Below are 23,351 nucleotides of genomic sequence, written 5' to 3' on the forward strand. Positions count from 1 at the left end.
TTAAATTAAATTCCATTCTAAAATAAGTCCTAAATGCGTAAGTCCTCCACCGAATCCGTATAGTAAAAGTGTGTCTCCATTATTTAACTTTCCTTCTTTTATAGCTAAATCTAGAGCGAGTGGAATGGTGACTGAAGAGGTATTCCCCATATATTCCACGCTCGTTAATGTTTTTTGTATTGGAATTTGAGATTTTTCGCAAATAGATTCGATCATTCGTAAGTTAGCGCTGTGGGGTATGAACCAGTCTATATCATCTACTTGCATATTTGCGGTATGTATTAAATCTTTTATGCCTTTTGGCACTGTACGTGTTGCCCATTTATATACTTCTCTTCCATTTTGAACGATTTTTTCATTTGTTTGCAGTGGTGTGCCATTCATAGTAGTAGATAAGTTTGTTCTATATAGATGAATGCCGCCATCACCGTTTGTTCCCATGTGAGCAGCGATAAAGCTTGGGGTGTCTTCATCTCTTTCTAATAAAATAGCTCCAGCACCATCACCGAATAAAATACAGGTCGTTCTATCGCTATAATCAGTAACTTTAGATAATGTTTCTGTCGCTACGACAAGTACTTTTTCATGTGATCCAGAAGTGATTAAGCTATTACCGACGTGTAGTCCATATGTAAAACCAGCACAAGTTGCATTTAAATCAAAAGCTAGTGTATGAGGTATGTTGAAGTATTGTTGTATTTGGCAAGCAACACTAGGGAAAACGTAATCAGCAGTAGTAGTAGCGACAATGATACAGTCGACATCTTCTAAGTTTTTCTTATATGTTGTACATAAATTTTTAATTGCTTTAATGGCTAAGTTTGAGGAGTATTCTTCTTCGCTAGCGATTCTTCTTTCCCTCATTCCTGTTCTTTGTAAAATCCATTCATCATTCGTATGGACCATCTTTTCTAAATCGTTATTAGACAATATTTGATCTGGAACATAAGTACCAATTGCAGTAATACGAGATTTAGAATGCATAGAAACATCTCCTAACTTTTATTTTTATAACCTGATACTAATATCAGGTTATAAAAATGTCAATAAAGATTTTTGTTGTATTAAAACGATAATACTTAACTTACTATGAAGGAATTTGGCGAGTGCTGTAAAAATAATATACGAGAAGTTTCTAAAATTGATAATTGCTTTTGTTATTTTTGTTGTGAAAAAACTCGCAAAAAATGACGATTAAAGTAAAAATATAACGATTTTCTTTAGTGTGATATAGGTTGTTAAACCTTGTGAAAGCGAATTACTTATGCTACACTTTATGTAACTTAAAATGAACGGAGGGGCTTCCTTTGATCTTAATCAGATTACGTCTCAATACTTTGTGCCAATAATTGAATAGCGCTCAAAGGCTCTGTCTGTGTACAGAGTGAACGGGATTGGTCTGCCTATTTTAAAGGAACCCTTTATTAAGCTTATATGTGAAAAAGAGGGAGGGACGAATACGCCCTCTTTTTGTTTTGCCTTTATAAATAGAATGGGATTGTATAGGTGAACACTTATTGTGGATACGTATACAATCTTGGGACTTTTTGACTATAAAATAGGATGAAAGCATAGCTTTCTTCTATTTCTTTGGTGAACCCTTATCCGTTTACGAAAACACAGGCAGCGACCTGTGTTTTTTATTTTACGTAATCGAAATGGAGGAATAAATATATGGAAGAAGTATTACAAAGAGCAGTTTTAGTTGGAGTAAATGTAGGTAATGAAGATGATTTTGCATATTCGATGGAAGAGTTAACAAATCTTGCGGAAGCTTGTGATGTAGAGGTAATTGGGCAAGTAACGCAAAATTTACAACGAGTAAATCCATCGCATTATATCGGAAAAGGAAAGATTGAAGAAGTTGCAGCGTATGTACAAGAAATAGATGCGAATATGGTTATCTTTAATGATGAATTATCTCCTTCACAAATTCGAAATTTAGAAGAGGATTTAGATTGTAAGGTAATTGATCGTACCATTTTAATTTTAGATATTTTTGCGCAACGTGCGAAAACGAAAGAAGCACAGCTACAAGTAGAAGTAGCCCATCTTCAGTATATGATGCCTCGTTTAATCGGTCTTCGTGAATCGTTAGGAAGACAGAGCGGCGGCGTTGGTACGAAAAATAAAGGTGTCGGTGAAAAGAAGTTAGAGTTAGACCGTCGTAAAATTGAAGAACAAATTTCAGTTTTAAATAAAGATTTAGAAGCGCTCGTTGCCCAGCGTCAAACGCAGCGAAAGCAGCGTAAGAAAAATGAAATACCTGTTGTAGCATTAGTAGGTTATACGAATGCAGGAAAGTCAACGACGATGAATGCAATGCTTGAAATTTATAATGGTACAGAAGAAAAGCAAGTATTTGAAAAAGATATGTTATTCGCGACGTTAGAAACATCTGTACGAAATATTGATTTACCAGATAATAAATCATTCTTATTAACAGATACAGTTGGATTTGTAAGTAAATTACCACATCATCTTGTGAAAGCGTTCCGTTCAACGTTAGAAGAAGTAGCGGAAGCAGATTTACTTATTCACGTCGTAGATTACGCAAATCCAAAATATGAACAATTAATTGATATTACAAATGAAACGTTAAAGAAAATTGGAGTAGAAAATATTCCAACGATCTATGCTTATAATAAATCAGATATGGTAGATGTTGAAATTCCGAAAGTGCAAGAAGATCGTGTTTATTTATCAGCGAAGAAACAAGTTGGAATTGAAGAACTTGTAGAAATGATTCGCTCACACATCTATAAAGAATATACGAAGTGTGAAATGTTAATTCCATATGATCAAGGACAGGTAGTTTCGTATTTCAATAATCATGCGCACGTTTTATCAACGAGTTATGAAAATGAAGGTACGAAACTAGAAGTGGAATGTAAGACGAGCGATTACGAGAAGTATAAGCGTTTTGCAATTTAATGTAAGAGGCAACCCAGTTTGTGATTGGGTTGCCTTTTTCTATAATGTTTTACGGCTGAAAGTTACAAGGATGCAAGCCAATGACGGGAGTTAAGTTATATTTCTGGAAAAAGAAATGAAAGCAGTATAGAATAGAAATGTTTCAAAAGTCAGAATTTATTACACCTACTGTAATAAATATATTTTTTGTACAGAAAGGAGCGATTCACATATGCAGGCAGTTTCGCAAAAAAACACAGTAGAAACACCGACAATATATCGAATATTATTTGCGATTAGCTTTGGACATTTTTTAAATGATTCGATGCAAGCAGTTGTACCGGCGTTGTTTCCTATTTTGGAAAAAACGATGAATTTATCCTATATGCAAGTAGGGTGGATTGCGTTTGCGTTAAATATGACGTCATCGATTATGCAACCGGTGTTTGGTATGTATTCAGATAAGAAGCCGTCACCATTTTTATTACCACTCGGCATGTTTTCAAGTATGCTTGGAATGATTGGACTCGCGTTTGCACCAAACTTTATTATTGTTATTATTTCTGTTTTATTTATTGGTTTAGGTTCCGCAGTCTTTCATCCAGAAGGCGCTCGTGTTGCGTATATGGCGGCAGGTGCAAAACGAGGGTTAGCGCAAGCGATTTATCAAGTTGGGGGAAACACGGGGAATTCTTTAGCTCCTATCTTTACAGCGCTAATTTTCGTTCCACTCGGTCAAATTGGTTCATTAGGTTTTACAGCATTTGCAGCAGTAGGAATTGCATTATTAATTTTCGTATCGAATTGGTACAAAAATGAATTAGCAACCGGCGCTGTAAGAAGGAAGAAGAGAGCTGCGCTTGAGGCGGAAAATGCAATTGTAAGTACACATATTAAATTCGTAATTATACTTCTTGTTTTTCTTACTTTTGTGCGCTCTTGGTACGGTGCAGGTATCGGGAATTTCTATCAATTTTACTTAATTGAGCATTATGGTTTATCTATAAAAAATGCCCAGTATTTCGTATTCGCATTTATGATTGCTGGTGTGTTAGGCACTTTCTTCGGAGGACCGTTAGCAGATCGATTTGGTAAGAAAAATATCATCGTATTTTCAATGTTAGGTTCAGCGCCACTTGCACTGTTATTACCACATGTCTCACTTGTGTGGGTCGTACCGTTATTTTTATGTATCGGTTTTATTAGTTCAAGTAGTTTTAGTGTAATTGTTGTATATGCACAAGAGCTTGTACCTGGAAAAGTGGGAATGGTGTCAGGATTAATCGTAGGTCTTGCGTTTGGACTTGGAGCATTAGGTGCAGTAGTTCTTGGGAAATTAGCAGATATATATAGCCTGCAATTTATTATGCTATTATGTAGTTGTCTACCATTAATTGGACTCACTTCATGGTTACTGCCAAGTGATAAGAAAACGATAGAATAGGGGATGCGCTATGAAATTATGTGAAAACGTAACAGAATTAATAGGCGATACACCTGTCGTCCGATTATCTAAATTTATTCCGGAAGACGCAGCAGATGTGTATGTGAAACTAGAAATGTTTAATCCATCGCGCAGTGTGAAAGACCGTGCTGCTTATAATTTACTTCACGTTGCAGAAGAAAATGGTCTCATCAAACCAGGAGATACAATCATTGAACCGACAAGCGGGAATACAGGGATTGGTTTAGCGATGAATGCAGCAGCTAAAGGGTATAAAGCGATTTTAATTATGCCAGATAATATGTCAAAAGAGCGTATTAATTTATTGAAAGCATACGGAGCAGAAGTAGTTTTAACACCAGCAGAACAAAGAATGCCAGGAGCAATTGCGAAGGCGTTAGAATTGCAAAAGCAAATACCGAATAGTTTTATTCCGCAACAATTTGAAAACCCAGCTAATCCGAATATTCACCGCTATACGACTGCGCTTGAAATTTATGAACAAATGGATGGAGAGCTTGACGCCTTTGTTGCAACGGCAGGAACAGGCGGAACGATTACAGGGACCGGTGAAACGTTAAAAGAGAAATTACCAAACTTATATATTGCAGTAGTGGAACCGAAAGGATCTCCCGTTTTATCAGGTGGTGTACCAGGTCCTCATAAACTAGTAGGAACAAGCCCAGGATTTATTCCGAAAAACTTAAATACAGAAGTGTATAACGAAATTATTCAAATTGCAGACGAAGAGGCTTTAACGACAATGAGAAATTTAGCTAGACAAGAAGGATTATTAGTTGGGCCATCTTCTGGAGCATCTGTTTACGCTGCGATTATGATAGCGAAACGTCTAGGCGTTGGTAAAAAAGTTTTATGTATTGCGCCTGATACAGGTGAACGTTATTTGAGCATGGGGTTATTTGAATAAAAAAGGATAGAAACACCTTAATAGTGAATAGCTGCTATTAAGGTGTTTGGTTTATGGAATGAAGAGGGGGAGAAGAACAATGAAACTATTAAAACCAATCCATGAATATAGTGAGCATATTACGGCGTATAGACAGGCATTTTTACAATCAGGGGAACAACCACATGGAAGTAGTTCTTTACAAAACTTTGATTCTCTTGATGAATGGTTTGAAAAAGTGAGTAAACAAGAACTAGGAGAAAATATACTAGCTAATCGAGTGCCATCTAGCCAGTTTTTAAGTTTTGAAAAAAGGGAACTTATAGGTTTTGTGAATATTAGACATAGATTAAATCCAGAATTATTACGGGAAAGCGGTCATATTGGATATAGTGTCCATCCAAATAAACGTCGCCACGGTTACGCTACGAAACAACTAAAGCTTGCATTAGCTGAAGCACAAAAATTAGGATTACAGAAAGTGTTAATAACTTGCGATAAATCCAATATCGGTTCTGCTAAAACGATTCAAAAGGTTGGCGGTGTGTTAGAAAATGAAGTAGTTTCTTCTCGTACTGGTGAAGTTATTCAGCGCTATTGGATAGAAATATGATGTAGTAGGAATTTGAAAAGGTAATGCAAGCTGTAAAATCGAAATAGATAAATGAAATATAAGGGATTACTGCAATTTTAGGGGGAAATGAAATGGGATTAAAAGAGAAAGCGATAGAGATGTCAGAGATTTATAGGAAAAATCCGAAAGTGGAAGCTATTATTTTAGCGGGTTCAGTAGCTAGAAAACTTGAAGATGAACATTCAGATATAGAATTACATATTTTATGGTCAACACCGCCGGAAGATGAGGATCGTAGGGCCCCTATTTATCATATTGATGGGAAAATATTATCGTATCATCCGTATGAGGAAGAAGAATGGTCGGAAACGTATTTAACGAAAGAGGGAATTAAATTAGAGATTAGTAACTTTTTAACAGAGACAGTAGAGAAAGTGATTTCGGATGTGGTGGATCAATATGATATAAGTTATGAAAAACAATGTATTGTATCATCTGTTCATGATGGTGTTAGTTTGTATGGAGAAGGGAAAGTGAATGAATTAAAAGATAGAGTAGCGGCATATCCAGATGAACTAGCAAAACGGATGATTTCAGAAAATCTATGGTTAAGTAATCGTTGGCACAATCGAAAGGCGCTTTTAAAACGGAAAGATTGGCTTATGCTTTATGACGTTATTTGTGAAGTACAAAGGAATGTATTTGGTGTTTTATTTGGTTTGAATAAAATGTACGTGCATCATCCAGCGTTTAAATGGATGCCTAATAATGTGGAACGAATGACTATTAAACCTGAAAAATTATATAAACGTATGGCAGATATATTAATAGGGAGTCCAGAAAATAGTGTGCAGGAGTTAGAGTTGCTAATAGAAGAAGTATTGCAACAAGTTCATACATACGCGCCAGGAGTAAATGTGGATGAGCAAGAAAAATCTATTTTTTATTTTGTGAAATAGAAAATAGTAATAAGGGGGAAGTTATGGGGTTTTTTAATAGGTTTTTTAAAAAAGTTGAAAAAGTGAATGAGCAAGAGGCCACTCTTCATGAATTAAGTGAAGAATTGTATGTTGAATCACCGGTAGAGGAAGCGACTAGTTACTGGGTATCAATGGCACAAAATATAATTATTAATGCTGTAAAAGCAGCTGACAATGATGTGGAACGTGCCTTCGTATTATTGAATTTGAAGAAAGGTGAGGCTTCATTTGATATTTTTTATCAAATAAACGGACAATTGTATTTCTGGGATCAGCTAGAAAATGAGACGATAAAAAATAGAATTCAGAACGAGTTGTTACCGCAAGCTCCAGAAGTTTCAAATGCAGTAAATGAGCAATTTCGTGAAGCTGATCACCCTATAATTTCGTTCGCACAATTGCAGTTTGAATGGGAAACGAAAGCCTGGTTCTCACATATAATTTGGGAAGATAACCTTGCTGCTCAATTGCCAAAAACTCAAATTTTAAATGAATGGTTTCGTGTAATTAAAGAAGAAACGAAAAATAGACCACTGGATAGTGATGCGGAATTTTCTTGGTATCCATCAAACTCTTAAAAACTAATACAGATAGAGATAGGTTATGTTTCTAGATGATTTTTCTTCTGGAATAAGTATCAATAATACGTAATTCTTTTTCTATTGCCTGTTAGAATTCGTTATGTACTAATCTACTTGTTTTCTAAACTAAAACTTATATTTTGAATTTTTAAATAGATTGTAATACATAAAAATTCAAAATATAAGTTGACACTATTTTTAATGTGTGATAAAAATGATAGTAATCAATTCGGAAAATAATATTTGGGCAATGAAAGGGTATAGTAGTGAATATCTCCCTATTTCAGAGAGCTGATGGTTGGTGTGAATCAGTATATAGATTATTCATGAAGTTCGTCCTGGAGCATCTTTCATAAATCTCGCATTATGAGGAAATGAAAGACGGTAGTTTATACCGTTATCAAATAAAGTGGTGAAGATTTTTTCACAACTAGGGTGGTACCGCGATATTTATCGTCCCTACGTATTTACGTAGGGACGTTTTTTATTTAGGTCCTAACTTTGGTGTGGCTTCATAACTAGGGTGGTACCGCGATATTTTATCGTCCCTACGTTTTTGCGTAGGGGCGTTTTTATTTAGGTGGTTTCTTAGTGTTCTTCACAACTAGGGTGGTACCGCGATATTTTTGTCGTCCCTACGTATTTACGTAGGGGCGTTTTTTATTATTAGGGAGGAAGTGAACGTATTAGAAAAGAGTATTGATAGAACAATATAAATACCGAATTGTAACAAAAAAGAAGAGATAGAGAGGAGATTAATAAATGAATTCACAGCAATGGACATCGAAATTAGGTTTCGTATTAGCTGCAGCAGGTTCGGCAATTGGTCTTGGGGCGATTTGGAAATTCCCATATATGGCCGGCATTGGAGGAGGCGGAGCATTCTTCCTAATTTTCATCGGTTTCACATTATTAATTGGTTTACCGCTATTATTAGCTGAATTTGTTATTGGAAGAAGTACACAAAAAGAGGCTGTTGATGCATATAGAGAGATTGCTCCTAAAACGTTATGGCCTTGGTTAGGTAAATTAGGAATTGTAACATGTTTCATATTACTTTCTTTCTACAGTGTTGTAGGAGGCTGGATTTTATTATATTTATGGAATGCAATTACAGGTAGACTATGGGAAGGAAATGGAGCATACGAAGCTACGTTTGGTGAAATCATTTCCAATCCATATTTAGCAGTTGGATCACAGCTATTATTCATCCTTATTACTATTTTTATCGTAAGTAAAGGTGTACAAAATGGTGTTGAAAAAGTAAATAAATATTTCATGCCAGCACTATTTGTTTTATTCTTTGTATTAATAGTTCGTGCACTTACGTTAGATGGTGCCGGAGAAGGCGTTCGTTTCTTCTTACAACCTGATTTCTCACATGTAACATCAGAAGTTATTTTATACGCAATGGGGCAATCGTTCTTCTCGTTATCTGTCGGGGTAGCCGTTATGGTAACGTATAGCTCGTATTTACCGAAAGAAGAAAGCTTACCACGTTCAGCATTTTCTATCGTAGCATTAACTCTTGTTATTACATTACTTGCAGGACTTGCAATTTTCCCAGTTGTGTTCGCATTCGGAATGGAACCATCTCAAGGACCGGGACTATTATTTATCGTATTGCCAGCTATTTTCAGTAAAATGGCATTTGGAAAATTATTCTTCATCGTTTTCTTATTACTATTCTTCTTCGCTACGATTACATCAGCAATTTCGATGTTAGAAATTAGTGTTGCGTCGTTAACATCAAAAGGTAAAGGGAAACGTGAAAAAATGGCCTTAATCGTAGGGTTATTAATCTTCGTTGTTGGGGTACCATCAGCATTATCATTCGGTATATTAAGTGATCTGAAGATTTTCGGAAAGACAGTCTTTGATTTAGCGGACTATGCAGTAAGTAACGTATTAATGCCACTAGGTGTATTATTAGTTTCTATCTTTGTTCCTTTGAAAATGAAGAAAGATGTATTAATGAAAGAGCTAGGTGTAAATAAAAATAAAGGTTATAAACTATTCGTATTATGGTTATTCTTACTTCGGTATATCGCACCAATTGCGATTATTATCGTATTCTTAAATGTACTTGGCATTATATAAAAAGAAAGGTAGCGTATCATACAAAGATACGCTACCTTTTTATTTTGCTCTTTTTTGCAATTCATTTACTGTTACGAACTGATAGCCCTTCTTAGATAAAGAATCTAAAATACCTTCAATCGTTTGTAAATTTTCATTAGACTCATCATACATAGAATGCAATAAAATGATAGAACCTGGTTTTACATTTTTATTAACATATTCAATTTTATCAGCCGTAGATTTATAAAAAGTATCGGGCTCAAGATCCCATATAATCGTTTCGATATTATTTTTATTTAAATAATAGGGTAGTCCAATTAATTTTTTCCCGTTAGGAGGCCTAAAATCAATTTCGTCTGTAAATCCTGTTTGGCGGATTAATGAATTCGTTTTTTCTATTTCACCTTTAATGAAAGAAGGTGTTTTGAAAACCATTCTATTATGAGAATATGTATGGTTTCCAAGTTGGTGCCCAGATTGCGCGATAGCTTCTCCTAACGATAAATTTTTCTCTAATTCATTTCCAATTAAAAAGAAAGTAGCTTTAGCGTTGTATTTATCTAGTAGCGGTAATATTTGTTTTACATTGTTAGTAGGGCCATCATCAAAAGTTAAAGCAATCACTTTTTCATTTGTTTCTACGCGTTGTGTTAAATCTCCAAATAATTGAAAGCTTCTTGCGTTCATCAATTTGTATGTTCCAAATAATGCCGTGATAATAAAGAATAGTGTAACGGTTGTAATGATAATTTTTTTCCTCATAATGTAACCTCACAATGATTTTTGATTCAATTAAAAAGTATTATATCAAATTAAGTAATTTCACGCTTTAAAAAGGATGTGGATGCAAGGGGAAGGGATTTATCATATAATAAAATGCAAAAGGTATATTAGGAGGTGTTTAAATGGCGATTACAATTCAATTGCCAGACACTGCAACGTCTCATGCAAAGCCAAGTATGGAAATGGCGATACTTTGCGTGAGGTAGACAAGTAATATACAATCGCCTAAATGAGCTCGTATCATTTTTTATATTTGGCTTTGCACCTTATTGAAATGAACCATAAAAAATAAGGGGCGAGCAGAAATGAAATACGTTAAAGCCGCGACGGTTTTACCAGAAAGTTTAATTACTGAAATTCAAAAGTATATACAAGGTGAAACAATTTATATTCCGAAACAAGAAACGAAACATTATAAATGGGGTACACGATCTGGCGGAAGAAAACAACTAGATGAAAGAAATAAAGCGATTAAAGAAGCGTTTAAAAGTGGGATTGCTATTCATCAACTTGCAGAAGAATATTTTCTTTCTGGGGAAACGATTAAAAAGATTGTATATTCTAAATGAGCATAAAAGAGTCTAGTTCAAATATTATTTTGAACTAGACTCTTTTTGCTTTGTATGTATTGGATATATAGGGTGTGAATGGGCATGATAATAGAAAAAATGAATCGCAATAGTATTGTATAGAAATGTGAATAGGAATAAAAACTTTATATTTCATATTACAGAAAGGTGAACATATATGAATCATCTTGGACAAATAACGATAGAACTTTTTGTTGGTTTTTTTGTTTTATTAATTGCTACTAAAATATTAGGGAAAACACAAATATCACAGCTAACCCCTTTTGATTTTATTTCTGCGATTGTAATCGGAGAACTAGTTGGAAACACTGTATATGATCCTGAGGTGAGAGTATGGTCTATTTTATACGCTGTTTTTGTATGGGTAATATTAATTTACGCAATAGAAGCAATAACACAAAAATTTAGAAGGACAAGAAAGTTCTTTGAAGGATACCCTTCTATTATCATTCGTAATGGGCATATTGATAGAGAACAATTAAAATCAAATCATTTGGATATTAATCAATTACAACAAATGTTAAGACAACAAAAAGATATATTTTCAATCCGAGAAGTTGAATATATGATATTGGAACCTAATGGAAACATAAGCGTTCTGAAAAAAAGTAAATACGAATCTCCTACTATAAATGATTTAAGTTTAAAACATAAGCCTGTATACTTACCAATTTCATTAATTAGTGATGGGAAAGTAGTTAAGGATAATTTGAGGGAAGCAGGATTTGATGAAGGGTGGCTTTATAAACAAATAAAGCAAAAAGGAATTACTAAATTTGAAGACGTATTATATGCGGAATGGAAAGCAGATGATGGCTTCTTTTGTCAGGAAATGCAGCGGTAGAGAATAAGTGATATATGTAATGTTTGTTTCTAAGTTATCTTTTACATATCAAAAAACGTAATCATTGTATACAATAAAACTAGATCAACAATTTGTATGGAGTGATAAAGATGGAAGCGTTTATTAGAAGTGATCAATATAATTTTATAAAATCACAAGCTTATATTTTAGCAAACGGGCATGCAACCGCAAATGATAGAGGTGTAATTCAAGCGTTAAAATCGCTTGCGATTGAAAAGATAATACATGTATTTGAGAATTTAACGGATGAACAGAAAGAGTTAATTGATACGGTATTAACAGTTCAAAATAGAGAAGATGCAGAATCATTTTTAATGAAAATAAATCCGTATGTAATTCCGTTTCAAGAAGTTACAGCACAAACATTAAAAAAATTGTTTCCTAAAGCGAAAAAGTTAAAACTTCCTGATATGGAAGAAATAGATATGAAAGAAATATCTTATTTAAGCTGGATTGATAAGGGATCAAGCAGGAAATTTATTATAGCGAAAAATGATAAAAATAAATTTGTTGGTCTGCAAGGAACGTTCCAAAGTTTAAATAAAAAAAGCATTTGTTCGTTATGTCATGGACATGAAGAAGTTGGGATGTTTTTAGTTGAAATTAAAGGCGATGTACCAGGAACTTTCGTAAAAAAAGGAAACTATATTTGCAAAGATGGTGTAGCTTGTAATCAGAACATGAAATCACTTGATAAATTACAGGATTTTATTGAGCGATTAAAGAAATAAAATGGAAGACCTCTAGTACTTAAACTGGAGGTTTTTATTTTTTGAAGAAGTAGATTAAAAATTTAACTGTACTATGATTATTAGAGGATAATTAGTTCAATAGATAAACGGAAATCAAAAACGAAACCTTATAACCGTATCTCCCAATCAGTTTTAGAACGATTATTTGAAAAACTGAATCACTTACGTCACAACTTCAATGAAACAAAAACCTATATGTTATTATTTTCCGTAACACTAATGTCATATTATAAGATAAGATTTTCGAACATTTAATAGGGAGGCGTTTCTATTGAAAATCAGTGAGCTGTCTAAAAAGACAGGTGCAAGTATCCGATCTATAAGGCATTATGAGAAAAAAAATCTAATTACCGCTGTACGCCTTGAAAATGGTTATCGCGAGTTCGATAAATCCGCCATCAAACGTATTCGAATTATTCAACTTTATTTAGGTTTGGGGCTGACAACGGGACAAATTGAGGAAATATTGAAATGCGAGGATAATGGTCCGGAAGACTATGAATTTTGTGAAGAAATGCTGGAAACTTATCAAGTGAAGCTGGATCAAATTAACAGACAAATCAGTGTATTGGACGTTGTAAAGCATCGGTTGGAAAAACAAATCATGCAAATGACGGATAAAAGAAGAATGAGAAATGGAAATTCTCTTAGTTGAAACAACGAAATAATTGAAGATCCCAGTCCGCGATTATGGCGGAATCCGGGATCTTTACAGAAGACTATGATGTTATGCAGACGGTTTCTTTAGCAGTTCGGTCAAGCGAGAGAATCCGTCGGTTCCGTAGCCCTCGTTGATGGCCTGCTGGGTTACGGCCATTGCAGCACTCAGAACGCTGACGTCGAGGCCGTGGTGCTGAGCAGCATGGATGATGTGCTCCATTCCTGCCGAGGCCGAGATGATATTGGACTTGTCACCAGGGTAGTGACCCGAGTCTACTTCATTTGCTAAATAAGCCATGATGTCGGGCAAGATGCCTATGATACCCTGGGCATAAACAGCGAACTCCTTTGCCGGAATATTCTCGGCAGTGGCAAGGGCGAGAGCGTGAGCGTAACCGCTCATGGATGTCCAAAAGAGATCGAGCAGGGCCACATCATATGCCTGCCCGGCCAGGGTCCGCCCAAGATAAGAAGTAGTGCCACCCAAGCTTGCCAAGGTCGGTTGGTGGGCCTTAAAGATGGATTCTGGTCCACTATACAGGACGGAAGCCGCAGGCGTCCCGATGGTTGGAGTAGGGGTCATAATCGCCCCATCGAGGTAATCGACTCCGTGTTGGGCAGCCCATGTGGCCATTTCACGGGCACGTTTGGGCGAGTCGGCAGTGAGGTTCACCAGTGTCCGTCCCTTCAGGGCATCTCCCGCAGGGGCAAGGACTTCACGGACGATATTGTAGTCCAGAACACAAATGATCACCAGGGGACTTGCAGAGACCGCGGCGATAACTGAATTCGAAAGAATCGCCCCTGAGAAACAAGATAATCGGCTTTTTCGGCAGTTCGGTTCCATAATGTCGTAGGGTGGCCGTTCATCAGGAATGTACCAGCCAGCGCCTGGCCCATCGGACCCAAGCCAATAACTGTAACAGGTGAACGGTTCGGGTTCTCCATCATAGATACATCTGTATTTGATACTTGACTGATATTTTGTTCTTTCTCACTTTGGTCATTTTTCTTCAATGAAAATGCCTCCTTTCAGATGTTCAAACTTAATTCTAAAGTATGACACCAGTGTCACAGTCAACAAAAATATTTTGGTTATAATATTTCAACAAACCAGTTATAAGTAATCTATTATTCCATTAAAGGGCGAGATTGCGGAAAAAGTAGTGAAAAGTGATACATATTATCGATGACTAATATGTATCACTCTTTATTATTTATGACTTTTTACGATTTAGGTCTTGATAATGAAATAAAGTTTGATAAAAGATATACTTTGAAATAGTTGCTTATTTTGAAGGAGGTAAATATGAATTACATTTCACCGGAAGAAGAAATGTTAAAAGCGAAACTGGTCTAAAGATACGATAGCAGCGGGTTGTGGTCATACCGTTGCTCTTAAATTAGATTGGTAGTGGGTAAATAATAAACTTGGTCAATGTGATGTAAGCAGCTGGAAAGATATTATGGCAATAGCAGCTGGTACGAATCATACAATCGGACTTAAATCAGACGGTACCGTGGTGGCAGTCGGGTGGAATGAGTATGGTCAATGTAATGTAAGCGATTGGCGTAATATTGTAGCGATAGCGGCTGGTTGTGCGCATACGGTCGGTCTAAAATTAGATGGCACCGTGGTAGCAGTAGGTGATAATACATACGGTCAATGCGATGTAGGTAGTTGGCGCAACATCCGATTGCCTGGCAAATAGTTAATGTACAACAAATCATTAGTAATATTATTCTATTTTAGGAGTAATTATGGAATAGAACATGTACATAAGAATCCCTTTTCAAAAGGGGGGGGATTCTTTTCTGTAAAATGAAGGTCTAAATGGGATTTTCAAATAAATTTTATTTCAAAGCTACAGCAAAAGAGATAAATAAGACATAGGAGAGCTGAAGAAATACTTAAAAAGTTTTTGCTTTCTTTACCGGATGTTTTACTTGTATGCATTGTTATCTACATAACATACACAACTACTCTTAGTTTTGTACAGATGTTAATAATTTCAATTGCAATCGGAATCATTTGTGGTCTTGTTATAAGGATTGGTAAGGATGTATTTATGTATATAAGGTGGACAATGAAACAGAGGAAATCTTGAATACGTTGTATTGCTATTAGGAGGAGATGAAATGACTAAGAAAAAGAGTAGAGTGAAAAATGAAGTAGCGCTTTGGGCATTAACAGCGGTTGTTCTCATCATTGTATGGTACTTTTATCAAAAATAAAAACGCATCGTACTAAAAAAGCACGATGCGTTTTTATTATTTTTTTTGCCAATTTTCTTTTATAAAGTCTTCACGGCCAGATTCTTTTTGCTCAGTAGCATATTTCTCTGGGTTCTTTTTATAGAAATGTTGATGGTATTCTTCAGCCTCATAAAAAGGTGCAGACGGGCGAATTGCAGTTACGATTGGATCTTTAAACATACCGCTTTCTGCAAGAGATTGTTTTGATTTTTCAGCAAGCTCTTTTTGTGTTTCAGTATGATAAAAAATAGCAGTGCGATAAGATGGACCACGGTCAAAGAATTGTCCGCCATCATCAGTTGGATCGATTTGTGGCCAATATAAGTCTAGTAATTTCTGATAAGGAAAAATAGAAGGATCGAATGTAATTTGAACAACTTCTAAATGTCCAGATGTTCCAGCTTTTACTTGTTCATATGTTGGATTTTCTACATGACCTCCTGCATAGCCAGAAAGTACTTTATGAATACCAGGAAGTTCATCAAATGGTTTTACCATGCACCAAAAGCAACCGCCTGCGAAGGTTGCGAGTTCGTATGTTTTTTCGGACATTGCTGTAATCCTCCTAAATGTATATGTTTTATATAGTATTATATAAATTGTTTTATTGCGCAATAAAAAAGATTTGAAAATATATGTTTTTTATAAACAAGATCCTCCGCTCACATCAATTAATTGTCCAGTAACCCAGCGGCTGTCTGGAGAAGCAAGAAATGCAGCAGTATCGGCAATGTCTTCTACTTCACCTAAGCGATTGAAAGCGGAAATAGTAGTAGCGTACTGCTTCATCATTGGGTCGCTCAAGAGTTCTGCATTCATATCTGTTTTAATAAATCCTGGAAGTATTGCATTCACCGTTATTCCTCGTGCTCCAAGCTGTTTTGCTAGTGTAAAAGTCAGTGTATTAATAGCGCCTTTCGTCATACTATATGCAACAAAATCAGGTAAAGAAATGCGGGTGGCAGCGGATGAAATATTAATAATTCGGCTATTGTCACGTAAACGTGGTAGTGCTAGTTGAATGATAAAGAATGGAGCTTTTGCATTTACTGAAACCATTCTATCAAAAAATTGTTCAGTCGTTTCTTCAATAAAAGCACCAGGACCAATGCCAGCATTGTTTATTAAAATATCAAATTGTGTTTCACCAGTGCACTTTTGTAATTCAGTATCTAAAGCGTTATAAAGGTTTTCTACACCGTGTAAGGATTCTAGATTTGCGCCGATAGAAAAAGCTTGGCCACCATCTGATCGAATTTCATGAACAGTTTCTTCAGCGTCATCTTTTCGATTACCGTAATGAACAGCAACCAATGCACCGTCATTTGCTAAACGTTTAGCGATCGCTCGTCCAATTCCTCGGCTTGCTCCTGTAACTAACGCTACTTTCCCTTTTAACATAGTTTCCTCATCTCCTCATAAACTTTATAAGTTTTTCTTTATGTAGTAATGCAAACATACTTAAGTAATATATGAGTGTATGTAAGTAATGCATTCCAATTTTGATTTGAGAAAAAATAAATAGAATGAATTTTGATTTTTTCGAAAAAACATGTTGACAACGAAAAGAACAACGTCCTATAATACGTGTAACAAATAAAAGTTAATTAAGAATTTTCTAACTTTATATGTTGTATATGCAAAGAAGAGGAAAGTAGATGATTATGATCGTTTCAGAGAGCTACTCCAAGGCTGTGAGGGTAGTAACAATCTAATCATTGAAGATCACCTCGGAGCATCGCTTGCGAAAGGGAAACTGAGTAGAGGGCGGCGGCATCGTCTCCGGTAAAAGGACGGAGGTCTGATTGGACCTACAAAGCTTATATTTCGTGAGAAGTATAAGGAAGCTGAGTGGTAACGCGAAACTCTCGCCTCAGCAATCAAAGCTACTAAATTGTAGTAGTTGATTGCTGAGGCGAGAGTTTTTATTTTTTAAAATAGAAGAAGAGAATGCGTAGAAGAGGAGAGTAAATGATAAAGATTGTTTCAGAGAGCTGCCCCGAGGCTGTGAGGGTGGTAACGATTCACTCATTGAAAATCACCTTGGAGCACTACTTTTGAAAACTAGTAAAAAGTAGCGGGGTTGTTCCCGATAGAAAAACAAAAGTCTAATTGGACTTGCAGAGCTTATATTTCGTGAGAAGTATAAGGAAGCTGAGTGGTACCACGATTCCCTCGTCTCAGCAATGGATCGCTACAAGTATGTATGTAATCGATTGTTGAGACGAGTATATTTTTAAGGTTTATATACTGAATATTCTGTTAAAAATACTCATCTCAGCAATCGATGTATAAATAGGTTGCAAAAATAGAGAAAAAAGAGGAGCGATGTGAGATGGGAAACCAGTACATTTACATGAATGGGGAATTTGTAGAAAAAGAAAAGGCAGTTGTTTCAGTTTATGATCACGGTTTTTTATACGGAGACGGTGTATTTGAAGGGATTCGTAGTTACGGAGGAAATGTATTTTGTTTAAAAGAACATGTGAAACGATTATATGAATCAGCGAAATCTATTTTACTAACAATTCCAATGACGGTAGAAGAAATGGAAGAAGCGGTTTTACATACACTCCAAAAAAATGAATATGCTGATGCTTACATTCGCTTAATTGTCTCAAGAGGAAAAGGTGACTTAGGGCTCGATCCGAGAAGTTGTGTGAAGCCGAGCGTAATTATTATTGCAGAACAATTAAATTTATTCCCACAAGAATTTTATGATAATGGGTTAAGTGTTGTATCTGTTGCATCAAGACGTAATACGCCAGACGCGTTAGATCCACGTATTAAGTCAATGAATTATTTAAATAACGTACTTGTAAAAATTGAAGCGGCACAAGCAGGAGTGTTAGAGGCTCTTATGTTAAATCAACAAGGATATGTTTGTGAAGGTTCTGGCGATAATGTTTTCGTTGTGAAAGATGGAAAAGTATTAACCCCGCCATCCTATTTAGGAGCATTAGAAGGTATTACGAGAAATAGTGTTATCGAGCTATGTGAACGACTGAGTATTCCGTGTGAGGAAAGACCATTCACTCGCCATGATGTATATGTAGCGGATGAAGTATTTTTAACAGGAACAGCAGCGGAGTTAATTCCAGTTGTAAAAGTTGATTCGAGAGAAATTGGAGATGGGAAACCAGGAAATGTAACGAAACAATTGACTGAAGAATTTAAAAAATTAACGAGAGAAAGAGGAGTACGTGTTCCCGGGCTGACGGAAAGCTTAGCATAAATAAGGAGAGGAGTTAATTGAAATGAAGCAGCAGTATACAGCGTATGAGAAGTTACAGTATGAAGAAATGACAGGCGCTGGGCACGTGATTCAATGTTTAAAGAAATTAGGTGTAACGACCATTTTCGGCTATCCAGGCGGAGCGATTTTACCAGTATACGATGCGTTATACGAAAGTGGTTTGAAACATGTTTTAACTCGTCATGAACAAGCTGCCATTCATGCGGCTGAAGGATATGCGAGAGCTTCTGGAAAAGTCGGGGTAGTCTTTGCTACCTCTGGTCCAGGGGCGACAAATTTAGTTACGGGCTTAGCAGACGCTTATATGGATTCGATTCCTTTAGTTGTCATTACCGGCCAAGTTGCAACGCCTTTAATTGGTAAAGATGGATTTCAAGAAGCGGATGTTGTCGGAATTACAGTACCTGTTACGAAGCATAATTACCAAGTTCGTGATGTAAATCATGTATCACAAGTTATGCAAGAAGCTTTTTACATCGCCAAAAGCGGACGACCGGGACCAGTATTAATCGATATTCCAAAAGATGTTCAAAATGCAAAAGTCACCAGTTTCTTTAATGAAGAAGTTGATATTCCGGGGTACAAACCAGAACTTGTACCAGACAGCATGAAACTTAGAGAGGTGGCTAAAGCAATTTCAAAATCAAAGCGTCCACTTCTTTATATTGGAGGAGGTGTCATTCATTCAGGTGGATCCGATGAACTCTTCGGATTCGCAAGGGAGAACCGTATTCCAGTCGTTTCAACTTTAATGGGACTTGGTGCATATCCACCGGGGGATCCATTGTTTCTAGGGATGCTTGGTATGCATGGGACATACGCTGCTAATATGGCGGTAACAGAATGTGATTTACTACTTGCATTAGGTGTTCGCTTCGATGATCGTGTAACAGGAAAATTAGAACTTTTTTCTCCACACTCGAAAAAAGTACATATTGATATTGATCCTTCTGAGTTTCATAAAAATGTAACTGTAGAGCATCCGATTGTTGGTGATGTGAAAAAAGCGTTACACATGTTGTTACATATGTCTATTTATACACAAACAGACGAATGGCTTCAGAAAGTAAAGACATGGAAAGAAGAATATCCACTTTCTTATAAGCAAAAAGAATCTGAGTTAAAACCACAGCATGTGATCAACTTAGTAAGTGAATTAACGAATGGTGAAGCGATTGTCACAACAGAAGTAGGACAGCATCAAATGTGGGCTGCTCACTTCTATAAAGCAAGAAAACCTCGGACGTTCCTTACTTCTGGAGGATTAGGTACGATGGGGTTTGGGTTTCCAGCAGCAATTGGTGCTCAGCTAGCTAAAAAAGAAGAACTTGTCATTTGTATTGCAGGTGACGCTTCTTTTCAAATGAACATTCAAGAACTACAAACAATTGCTGAAAATAACATCCCTGTAAAAGTATTTATTATAAATAACAAATTTTTAGGGATGGTAAGGCAATGGCAAGAAATGTTTTATGAAAATCGTTTATCAGAATCAAAAATTGGATCGCCAGATTTTGTGAAAGTAGCAGAAGCTTATGGAGTGAAGGGATTAAGAGCAACAAATTCAACCGAGGCGAAACAAGTGATGTTAGAAGCTTTTGCTTATGAAGGTCCTGTCGTAGTTGATTTTTGTGTAGAAGAAGGTGAAAACGTATTTCCGATGGTTCCGCCAAACAAAGGGAATAACGAAATGATTATGAAGAGGTGGGAAGAATGAGTCATACTTTTTCACTCGTTATTCATAACGAGCCAAGTGTCTTATTACGTATAAGTGGGGTTTTTGCTCGGCGTGGTTATTATATTTCTTCTTTACACTTAAATGAAAGAGATACTAGTGGTGTTTCTGAAATGAAACTCACAGCAGTTTGTACTGAAAATGAAGCGACATTACTTGTTAGTCAGTTGAAAAAATTAATTGATGTTCTGCAAGTAAATAAATTATAAGGAGTGTATGGAATATGAAAACGTATTATGAGAAAGATGCAAATGTAGAGTTATTACAAGGGAAAACTGTTGCAGTAGTTGGCTATGGATCACAAGGTCATGCGCAAGCACAAAATTTACGTGATTCTGGTGTAGAAGTTGTAGTTGGTGTTCGTCCTGGTAAGTCGTATGAAGTAGCGAAAGCGGATGGGTTTGAATTAATGTCTGTTTCAGAAGCGGTTCGAACCGCACAAGTTGTACAAATGTTATTGCCAGATGAACAGCAAGCTCATGTGTATAAAGCAGAGGTAGAAGAGAATCTTCGTGAAGGACAAATGTTACTTTTCTCACATGGATTTAACATTCACTTCGGACAAATTAATCCGCCAAGTTATGTAGATGTAGCGATGGTTGCGCCAAAAAGTCCAGGTCATCTCGTTCGCCGTGTATTTCAAGAAGGAAATGGTGTTCCGGCATTAGTCGCAGTACATCAGGATGCAACGGGAACAGCATTACATGTAGCACTTGCGTATGCAAAAGGTGTAGGGTGTACACGTGCGGGTGTAATTGAAACGACATTCCAAGAAGAAACTGAAACGGATTTATTCGGTGAGCAAGCTGTACTTTGCGGCGGGGTAACTGCACTTGTGAAGGCCGGGTTCGAAACGTTAACGGAAGGTGGATATCGTCCTGAAATTGCATACTTTGAATGTTTGCATGAATTAAAGCTAATTGTTGACTTAATGTACGAAGGTGGATTAACGACTATGCGCCATTCTATTTCAGATACGGCAGAGTTTGGAGATTATGTAACAGGATCGAGAATTGTTACAGATGAAACGAAGAAAGAAATGAAGCGTGTTTTGACAGAAATTCAGCAAGGTGAATTTGCGAAGAAATGGATTTTAGAAAATCAAGCAGGGCGTCCGACGTATAACGCAATGAAAAAAGCAGAACAAAATCATCAATTAGAAAAAGTGGGAGTAGAGCTTCGTGAAATGATGAGCTGGATTCATGCACCGAAAGAATTAGTAAGGAAATAGAGTAAGAGAGTATAAATGAAAAATATGTAAGAGGGGATTTGACAAGATGAGAAGTGACATGATTAAAAAAGGTTTTGATAAAGCGCCGCACCGTAGTTTATTAAAAGCAACTGGTTTGAAAGATGAAGATTTTGATAAACCTTTCATAGCGATTTGTAATTCTTTTATTGAAATTATTCCAGGGCATAAGCACTTGAACGAGTTTGGGAAACTTGTAAAAGAGGCAGTTCGCGCGGCAGGTATGGTACCATTCGAATTCAATACAATTGGAGTTGACGATGGTATTGCGATGGGACATATCGGTATGCGTTATTCTCTTCCGAGTCGTGAAATTATTGCAGATTCAGTAGAAACGGTTGTAAATGCACACTGGTTTGACGGCATGATTTGTATCCCAAACTGTGACAAAATTACACCTGGTATGATGATGGCTGCACTACGTATTAACATTCCGACTGTGTTTGTTTCAGGCGGCCCGATGGCAGCAGGAAAAACATCTAAAGGAGAAGTTGTTGATTTAAGTTCCGTTTTTGAAGGAGTAGGAGCTTATCAATCTGGGAAAATTTCAGAAGAAGAATTAAAAGATATTGAAGATCATGGCTGTCCATCTTGTGGCTCTTGTTCGGGTATGTTTACCGCGAACTCTATGAATTGTTTATGTGAAGTGTTAGGTTTAGCTCTTCCTGGTAACGGGAGTATTTTAGCAATTGATCCAAGACGTGAAGAGTTAATTAAACAAGCAGCAGAGAAATTGAAAATTTTAATTGAAAGAGATATTAAGCCGCGTGATATTGTAACAGAAGAAGCGATTGACGATGCTTTTGCACTTGATATGGCGATGGGTGGATCAACGAATACAGTATTACATACGCTAGCACTCGCACAAGAGGCAGGACTAGATTATGATATGAATCGTATTGATGCAGTTTCAAGACGTGTACCTCATTTATGTAAAGTAAGTCCAGCCTCAAATTGGCATATGGAAGATATTGATCGTGCGGGCGGGATTAGTGCAATTTTGAAAGAGATGAGCCGGAAAGAAGGAGTACTTCATCTTGATCGAATAACTGCTACTGGGCAAACATTAAGAGAAAATATTGCTGAGGCAGAGATTAAAGATAAGGAAGTTATTCACTCTCTTGAAAACCCTCATAGTGAGGAAGGAGGATTGCGTATATTAAAAGGAAACCTTGCGAAAGATGGAGCTGTTATTAAAAGCGGTGCAACAGAGGTAAAGCGTTTTGAAGGACCTTGCGTTATTTTTAATTCACAAGATGAGGCACTTGCTGGCATTATGCTTGGGAAAGTGAAAAAAGGAGATGTAGTTGTCATTCGTTATGAAGGACCAAGAGGTGGCCCTGGTATGCCAGAAATGTTAGCACCAACGTCAGCGATTGCTGGTATGGGATTAGGTGCAGATGTTGCGCTATTAACGGATGGTCGTTTCTCGGGTGCTTCACGTGGTATTTCAGTAGGGCATATTTCACCAGAAGCAGCTGCGGGCGGAACGATTGCGCTTCTTGAACAAGGGGATATCGTTTGTATCGATGTTGAGGAAAGATTGTTAGAAGTAAGAGTGAGTGATGAAGAATTAAATAAGCGTAAAAAAGAGTGGAAAAGACCAGAACCGAAAGTGAAAACTGGCTGGCTTGGACGTTATGCACAAATGGTAACATCGGCGAATACAGGTGCAGTTCTAAAAATCCCGGATTTTGATTGAGCCAATTTAAAAAAGATAAGGA

The 23,351-nt window shown here is 36.5% G+C and carries 22 protein-coding genes, 2 pseudogenes and 2 other annotated features; of the genes and pseudogenes, 18 read left to right on the forward strand and 6 right to left on the reverse strand.

What is annotated here, in order from left to right; all coding sequences use genetic code 11:
- Complete coding sequence (locus AXW78_RS08555) at positions 1-984, reverse strand: ketoacyl-ACP synthase III (RefSeq protein ID WP_000555746.1); 984 nt, start codon at positions 982-984, stop codon at positions 1-3.
- Between the two features lie 690 nt (positions 985-1,674).
- Here AXW78_RS08555 and hflX point away from each other — a divergent pair.
- The 7 genes from hflX to AXW78_RS08590 all read left to right on the forward strand — a co-directional run bounded on the left by hflX (position 1,675) and on the right by AXW78_RS08590 (position 9,499).
- Complete coding sequence (gene hflX / locus AXW78_RS08560; RefSeq protein ID WP_046945417.1) at positions 1,675-2,934, forward strand: GTPase HflX; 1,260 nt, start codon at positions 1,675-1,677, stop codon at positions 2,932-2,934.
- A gap of 211 nt (positions 2,935-3,145) precedes the next feature.
- Positions 3,146-4,357: an MFS transporter gene (locus AXW78_RS08565; protein ID WP_001149412.1), complete on the forward strand. Its 1,212-nt coding sequence runs from the start codon at positions 3,146-3,148 to the stop codon at positions 4,355-4,357.
- Positions 4,358-4,367: 10 nt separating this feature from the next.
- Positions 4,368-5,285, forward strand: coding sequence for a cysteine synthase A (gene cysK / locus AXW78_RS08570; protein ID WP_000762273.1), 918 nt, complete (start codon positions 4,368-4,370; stop codon positions 5,283-5,285).
- Between the two features lie 79 nt (positions 5,286-5,364).
- Complete coding sequence (locus tag AXW78_RS08575) at positions 5,365-5,877, forward strand: GNAT family N-acetyltransferase (RefSeq protein WP_000771275.1); 513 nt, start codon at positions 5,365-5,367, stop codon at positions 5,875-5,877.
- Positions 5,878-5,969: 92 nt separating this feature from the next.
- The gene (locus AXW78_RS08580; protein ID WP_000523176.1) at positions 5,970-6,797 is read left to right on the forward strand and encodes a DUF4037 domain-containing protein; all 828 of its coding nucleotides are present in this window, start codon (positions 5,970-5,972) and stop codon (positions 6,795-6,797) included.
- 23 nt (positions 6,798-6,820) lie between these two features.
- Positions 6,821-7,396: a hypothetical protein gene (locus AXW78_RS08585; RefSeq protein ID WP_000505538.1), complete on the forward strand. Its 576-nt coding sequence runs from the start codon at positions 6,821-6,823 to the stop codon at positions 7,394-7,396.
- Between the two features lie 244 nt (positions 7,397-7,640).
- Positions 7,641-7,863: a binding site (T-box leader), on the forward strand.
- Positions 7,864-8,161: 298 nt separating this feature from the next.
- Positions 8,162-9,499 (forward strand): sodium-dependent transporter, encoded by a 1,338-nt coding sequence (locus tag AXW78_RS08590; protein ID WP_061883995.1) that lies wholly within the window; start codon positions 8,162-8,164, stop codon positions 9,497-9,499.
- A 39-nt stretch (positions 9,500-9,538) separates the two neighbouring features.
- Here AXW78_RS08590 and AXW78_RS08595 read toward each other — a convergent pair whose 3' ends face one another.
- Positions 9,539-10,243 carry a polysaccharide deacetylase family protein gene (locus tag AXW78_RS08595; RefSeq protein ID WP_001227583.1) on the reverse strand — a complete coding sequence of 235 codons (705 nt, stop codon included), beginning with the start codon at positions 10,241-10,243 and terminating at the stop codon, positions 9,539-9,541.
- A 326-nt stretch (positions 10,244-10,569) separates the two neighbouring features.
- Here AXW78_RS08595 and AXW78_RS08600 point away from each other — a divergent pair, with 326 nt between their 5' ends.
- The 4 genes from AXW78_RS08600 to AXW78_RS08615 all read left to right on the forward strand — a co-directional run bounded on the left by AXW78_RS08600 (position 10,570) and on the right by AXW78_RS08615 (position 13,126).
- On the forward strand, positions 10,570-10,833 hold the full coding sequence (locus tag AXW78_RS08600) for a CD3324 family protein (protein WP_000878308.1): 264 nt from the start codon (positions 10,570-10,572) through the stop codon (positions 10,831-10,833).
- 178 nt (positions 10,834-11,011) lie between these two features.
- Positions 11,012-11,698, forward strand: a complete 687-nt coding sequence (locus AXW78_RS08605) for a DUF421 domain-containing protein (protein ID WP_001015963.1) — start codon at positions 11,012-11,014, stop codon at positions 11,696-11,698.
- Between the two features lie 110 nt (positions 11,699-11,808).
- On the forward strand, positions 11,809-12,450 hold the full coding sequence (locus AXW78_RS08610; RefSeq protein WP_000387065.1) for a FusB/FusC family EF-G-binding protein: 642 nt from the start codon (positions 11,809-11,811) through the stop codon (positions 12,448-12,450).
- Between the two features lie 292 nt (positions 12,451-12,742).
- Positions 12,743-13,126, forward strand: coding sequence for a MerR family transcriptional regulator (locus AXW78_RS08615; RefSeq protein ID WP_046945414.1), 384 nt, complete (start codon positions 12,743-12,745; stop codon positions 13,124-13,126).
- Between the two features lie 72 nt (positions 13,127-13,198).
- Here AXW78_RS08615 and AXW78_RS35670 read toward each other — a convergent pair whose 3' ends face one another.
- Together AXW78_RS35670 and AXW78_RS35675 are read right to left on the reverse strand one after the other, a co-directional pair.
- Positions 13,199-13,534, reverse strand: a complete 336-nt coding sequence (locus AXW78_RS35670; RefSeq protein ID WP_431603593.1) for an imine reductase family protein — start codon at positions 13,532-13,534, stop codon at positions 13,199-13,201.
- 117 nt (positions 13,535-13,651) lie between these two features.
- Positions 13,652-14,082 (reverse strand): annotated as a pseudogene (locus AXW78_RS35675) (NAD(P)-binding domain-containing protein); the annotation flags it as partial.
- A gap of 470 nt (positions 14,083-14,552) precedes the next feature.
- On the opposite strand from AXW78_RS35675, the pseudogene AXW78_RS08625 reads away from it, so the two are divergent.
- A pseudogene (locus AXW78_RS08625) lies at positions 14,553-14,843 on the forward strand (chromosome condensation regulator); the annotation flags it as partial.
- 195 nt (positions 14,844-15,038) lie between these two features.
- Positions 15,039-15,239, forward strand: a complete 201-nt coding sequence (locus AXW78_RS31925) for a hypothetical protein (protein WP_033672568.1) — start codon at positions 15,039-15,041, stop codon at positions 15,237-15,239.
- Between the two features lie 163 nt (positions 15,240-15,402).
- On the opposite strand, the gene msrA is transcribed toward AXW78_RS31925, so the two are convergent.
- Positions 15,403-15,939: a peptide-methionine (S)-S-oxide reductase MsrA gene (msrA, locus tag AXW78_RS08630; RefSeq protein ID WP_001291891.1), complete on the reverse strand. Its 537-nt coding sequence runs from the start codon at positions 15,937-15,939 to the stop codon at positions 15,403-15,405.
- Between the two features lie 90 nt (positions 15,940-16,029).
- Entirely contained in the window at positions 16,030-16,788 is a 759-nt protein-coding gene (locus tag AXW78_RS08635; protein WP_000911806.1) for an SDR family oxidoreductase, read from the reverse strand.
- 545 nt (positions 16,789-17,333) lie between these two features.
- Positions 17,334-17,573 (forward strand) — a binding site (T-box leader).
- 149 nt (positions 17,574-17,722) lie between these two features.
- Here AXW78_RS08635 and ilvE point away from each other — a divergent pair.
- Genes ilvE through ilvD form a run of 5 tightly spaced genes read left to right on the forward strand, consistent with a single transcriptional unit; the run spans position 17,723 to position 23,329 of the window.
- Positions 17,723-18,622, forward strand: coding sequence for a branched-chain-amino-acid transaminase (gene ilvE / locus AXW78_RS08640; protein WP_046945413.1), 900 nt, complete (start codon positions 17,723-17,725; stop codon positions 18,620-18,622).
- A gap of 22 nt (positions 18,623-18,644) precedes the next feature.
- Positions 18,645-20,360, forward strand: coding sequence for an acetolactate synthase large subunit (gene ilvB / locus AXW78_RS08645; protein ID WP_000813476.1), 1,716 nt, complete (start codon positions 18,645-18,647; stop codon positions 20,358-20,360).
- Complete coding sequence (locus AXW78_RS08650) at positions 20,357-20,587, forward strand: ACT domain-containing protein (RefSeq protein WP_002163928.1); 231 nt, start codon at positions 20,357-20,359, stop codon at positions 20,585-20,587. Before ilvB ends, AXW78_RS08650 begins: the two co-directional genes overlap by 4 nt.
- Positions 20,588-20,601: 14 nt before the next feature.
- Positions 20,602-21,609: a ketol-acid reductoisomerase gene (gene ilvC / locus AXW78_RS08655; protein ID WP_061883996.1), complete on the forward strand. Its 1,008-nt coding sequence runs from the start codon at positions 20,602-20,604 to the stop codon at positions 21,607-21,609.
- Between the two features lie 46 nt (positions 21,610-21,655).
- Positions 21,656-23,329: a dihydroxy-acid dehydratase gene (gene ilvD, locus AXW78_RS08660; RefSeq protein ID WP_001255812.1), complete on the forward strand. Its 1,674-nt coding sequence runs from the start codon at positions 21,656-21,658 to the stop codon at positions 23,327-23,329.
- Positions 23,330-23,351: the final 22 nt, after the last annotated feature.

The sequence above is a fragment of the Bacillus thuringiensis genome (assembly GCF_001595725.1).
Lineage (GTDB): Bacteria > Bacillota > Bacilli > Bacillales > Bacillaceae_G > Bacillus_A > Bacillus_A thuringiensis_K.

Bases quoted from the DNA above. Each gene is read 5' to 3' on its own strand.
- ilvC (WP_061883996.1), top strand. From the start codon at position 20,602: ATGAAAACGTATTATGAGAAAGATGCAAATGTAGAGTTATTACAAGGG.
- AXW78_RS08600 (WP_000878308.1), top strand. From the start codon at position 10,570: ATGAAATACGTTAAAGCCGCGACGGTTTTACCAGAAAGTTTAATTACT.
- AXW78_RS08585 (WP_000505538.1), top strand. From the start codon at position 6,821: ATGGGGTTTTTTAATAGGTTTTTTAAAAAAGTTGAAAAAGTGAATGAG.
- AXW78_RS08555 (WP_000555746.1), bottom strand. From the start codon at position 984: ATGCATTCTAAATCTCGTATTACTGCAATTGGTACTTATGTTCCAGAT.
- AXW78_RS08605 (WP_001015963.1), top strand. From the start codon at position 11,012: ATGAATCATCTTGGACAAATAACGATAGAACTTTTTGTTGGTTTTTTT.
- AXW78_RS08595 (WP_001227583.1), bottom strand. From the start codon at position 10,243: ATGAGGAAAAAAATTATCATTACAACCGTTACACTATTCTTTATTATC.
- AXW78_RS35670 (WP_431603593.1), bottom strand. From the start codon at position 13,534: ATGAGCGGTTACGCTCACGCTCTCGCCCTTGCCACTGCCGAGAATATT.
- ilvB (WP_000813476.1), top strand. From the start codon at position 18,645: ATGAAGCAGCAGTATACAGCGTATGAGAAGTTACAGTATGAAGAAATG.
- AXW78_RS08575 (WP_000771275.1), top strand. From the start codon at position 5,365: ATGAAACTATTAAAACCAATCCATGAATATAGTGAGCATATTACGGCG.
- AXW78_RS08610 (WP_000387065.1), top strand. From the start codon at position 11,809: ATGGAAGCGTTTATTAGAAGTGATCAATATAATTTTATAAAATCACAA.
- AXW78_RS08635 (WP_000911806.1), bottom strand. From the start codon at position 16,788: ATGTTAAAAGGGAAAGTAGCGTTAGTTACAGGAGCAAGCCGAGGAATT.
- AXW78_RS08650 (WP_002163928.1), top strand. From the start codon at position 20,357: ATGAGTCATACTTTTTCACTCGTTATTCATAACGAGCCAAGTGTCTTA.
- cysK (WP_000762273.1), top strand. From the start codon at position 4,368: ATGAAATTATGTGAAAACGTAACAGAATTAATAGGCGATACACCTGTC.
- hflX (WP_046945417.1), top strand. From the start codon at position 1,675: ATGGAAGAAGTATTACAAAGAGCAGTTTTAGTTGGAGTAAATGTAGGT.
- AXW78_RS08590 (WP_061883995.1), top strand. From the start codon at position 8,162: ATGAATTCACAGCAATGGACATCGAAATTAGGTTTCGTATTAGCTGCA.
- AXW78_RS08580 (WP_000523176.1), top strand. From the start codon at position 5,970: ATGGGATTAAAAGAGAAAGCGATAGAGATGTCAGAGATTTATAGGAAA.
- ilvD (WP_001255812.1), top strand. From the start codon at position 21,656: ATGAGAAGTGACATGATTAAAAAAGGTTTTGATAAAGCGCCGCACCGT.
- AXW78_RS08565 (WP_001149412.1), top strand. From the start codon at position 3,146: ATGCAGGCAGTTTCGCAAAAAAACACAGTAGAAACACCGACAATATAT.
- msrA (WP_001291891.1), bottom strand. From the start codon at position 15,939: ATGTCCGAAAAAACATACGAACTCGCAACCTTCGCAGGCGGTTGCTTT.
- ilvE (WP_046945413.1), top strand. From the start codon at position 17,723: ATGGGAAACCAGTACATTTACATGAATGGGGAATTTGTAGAAAAAGAA.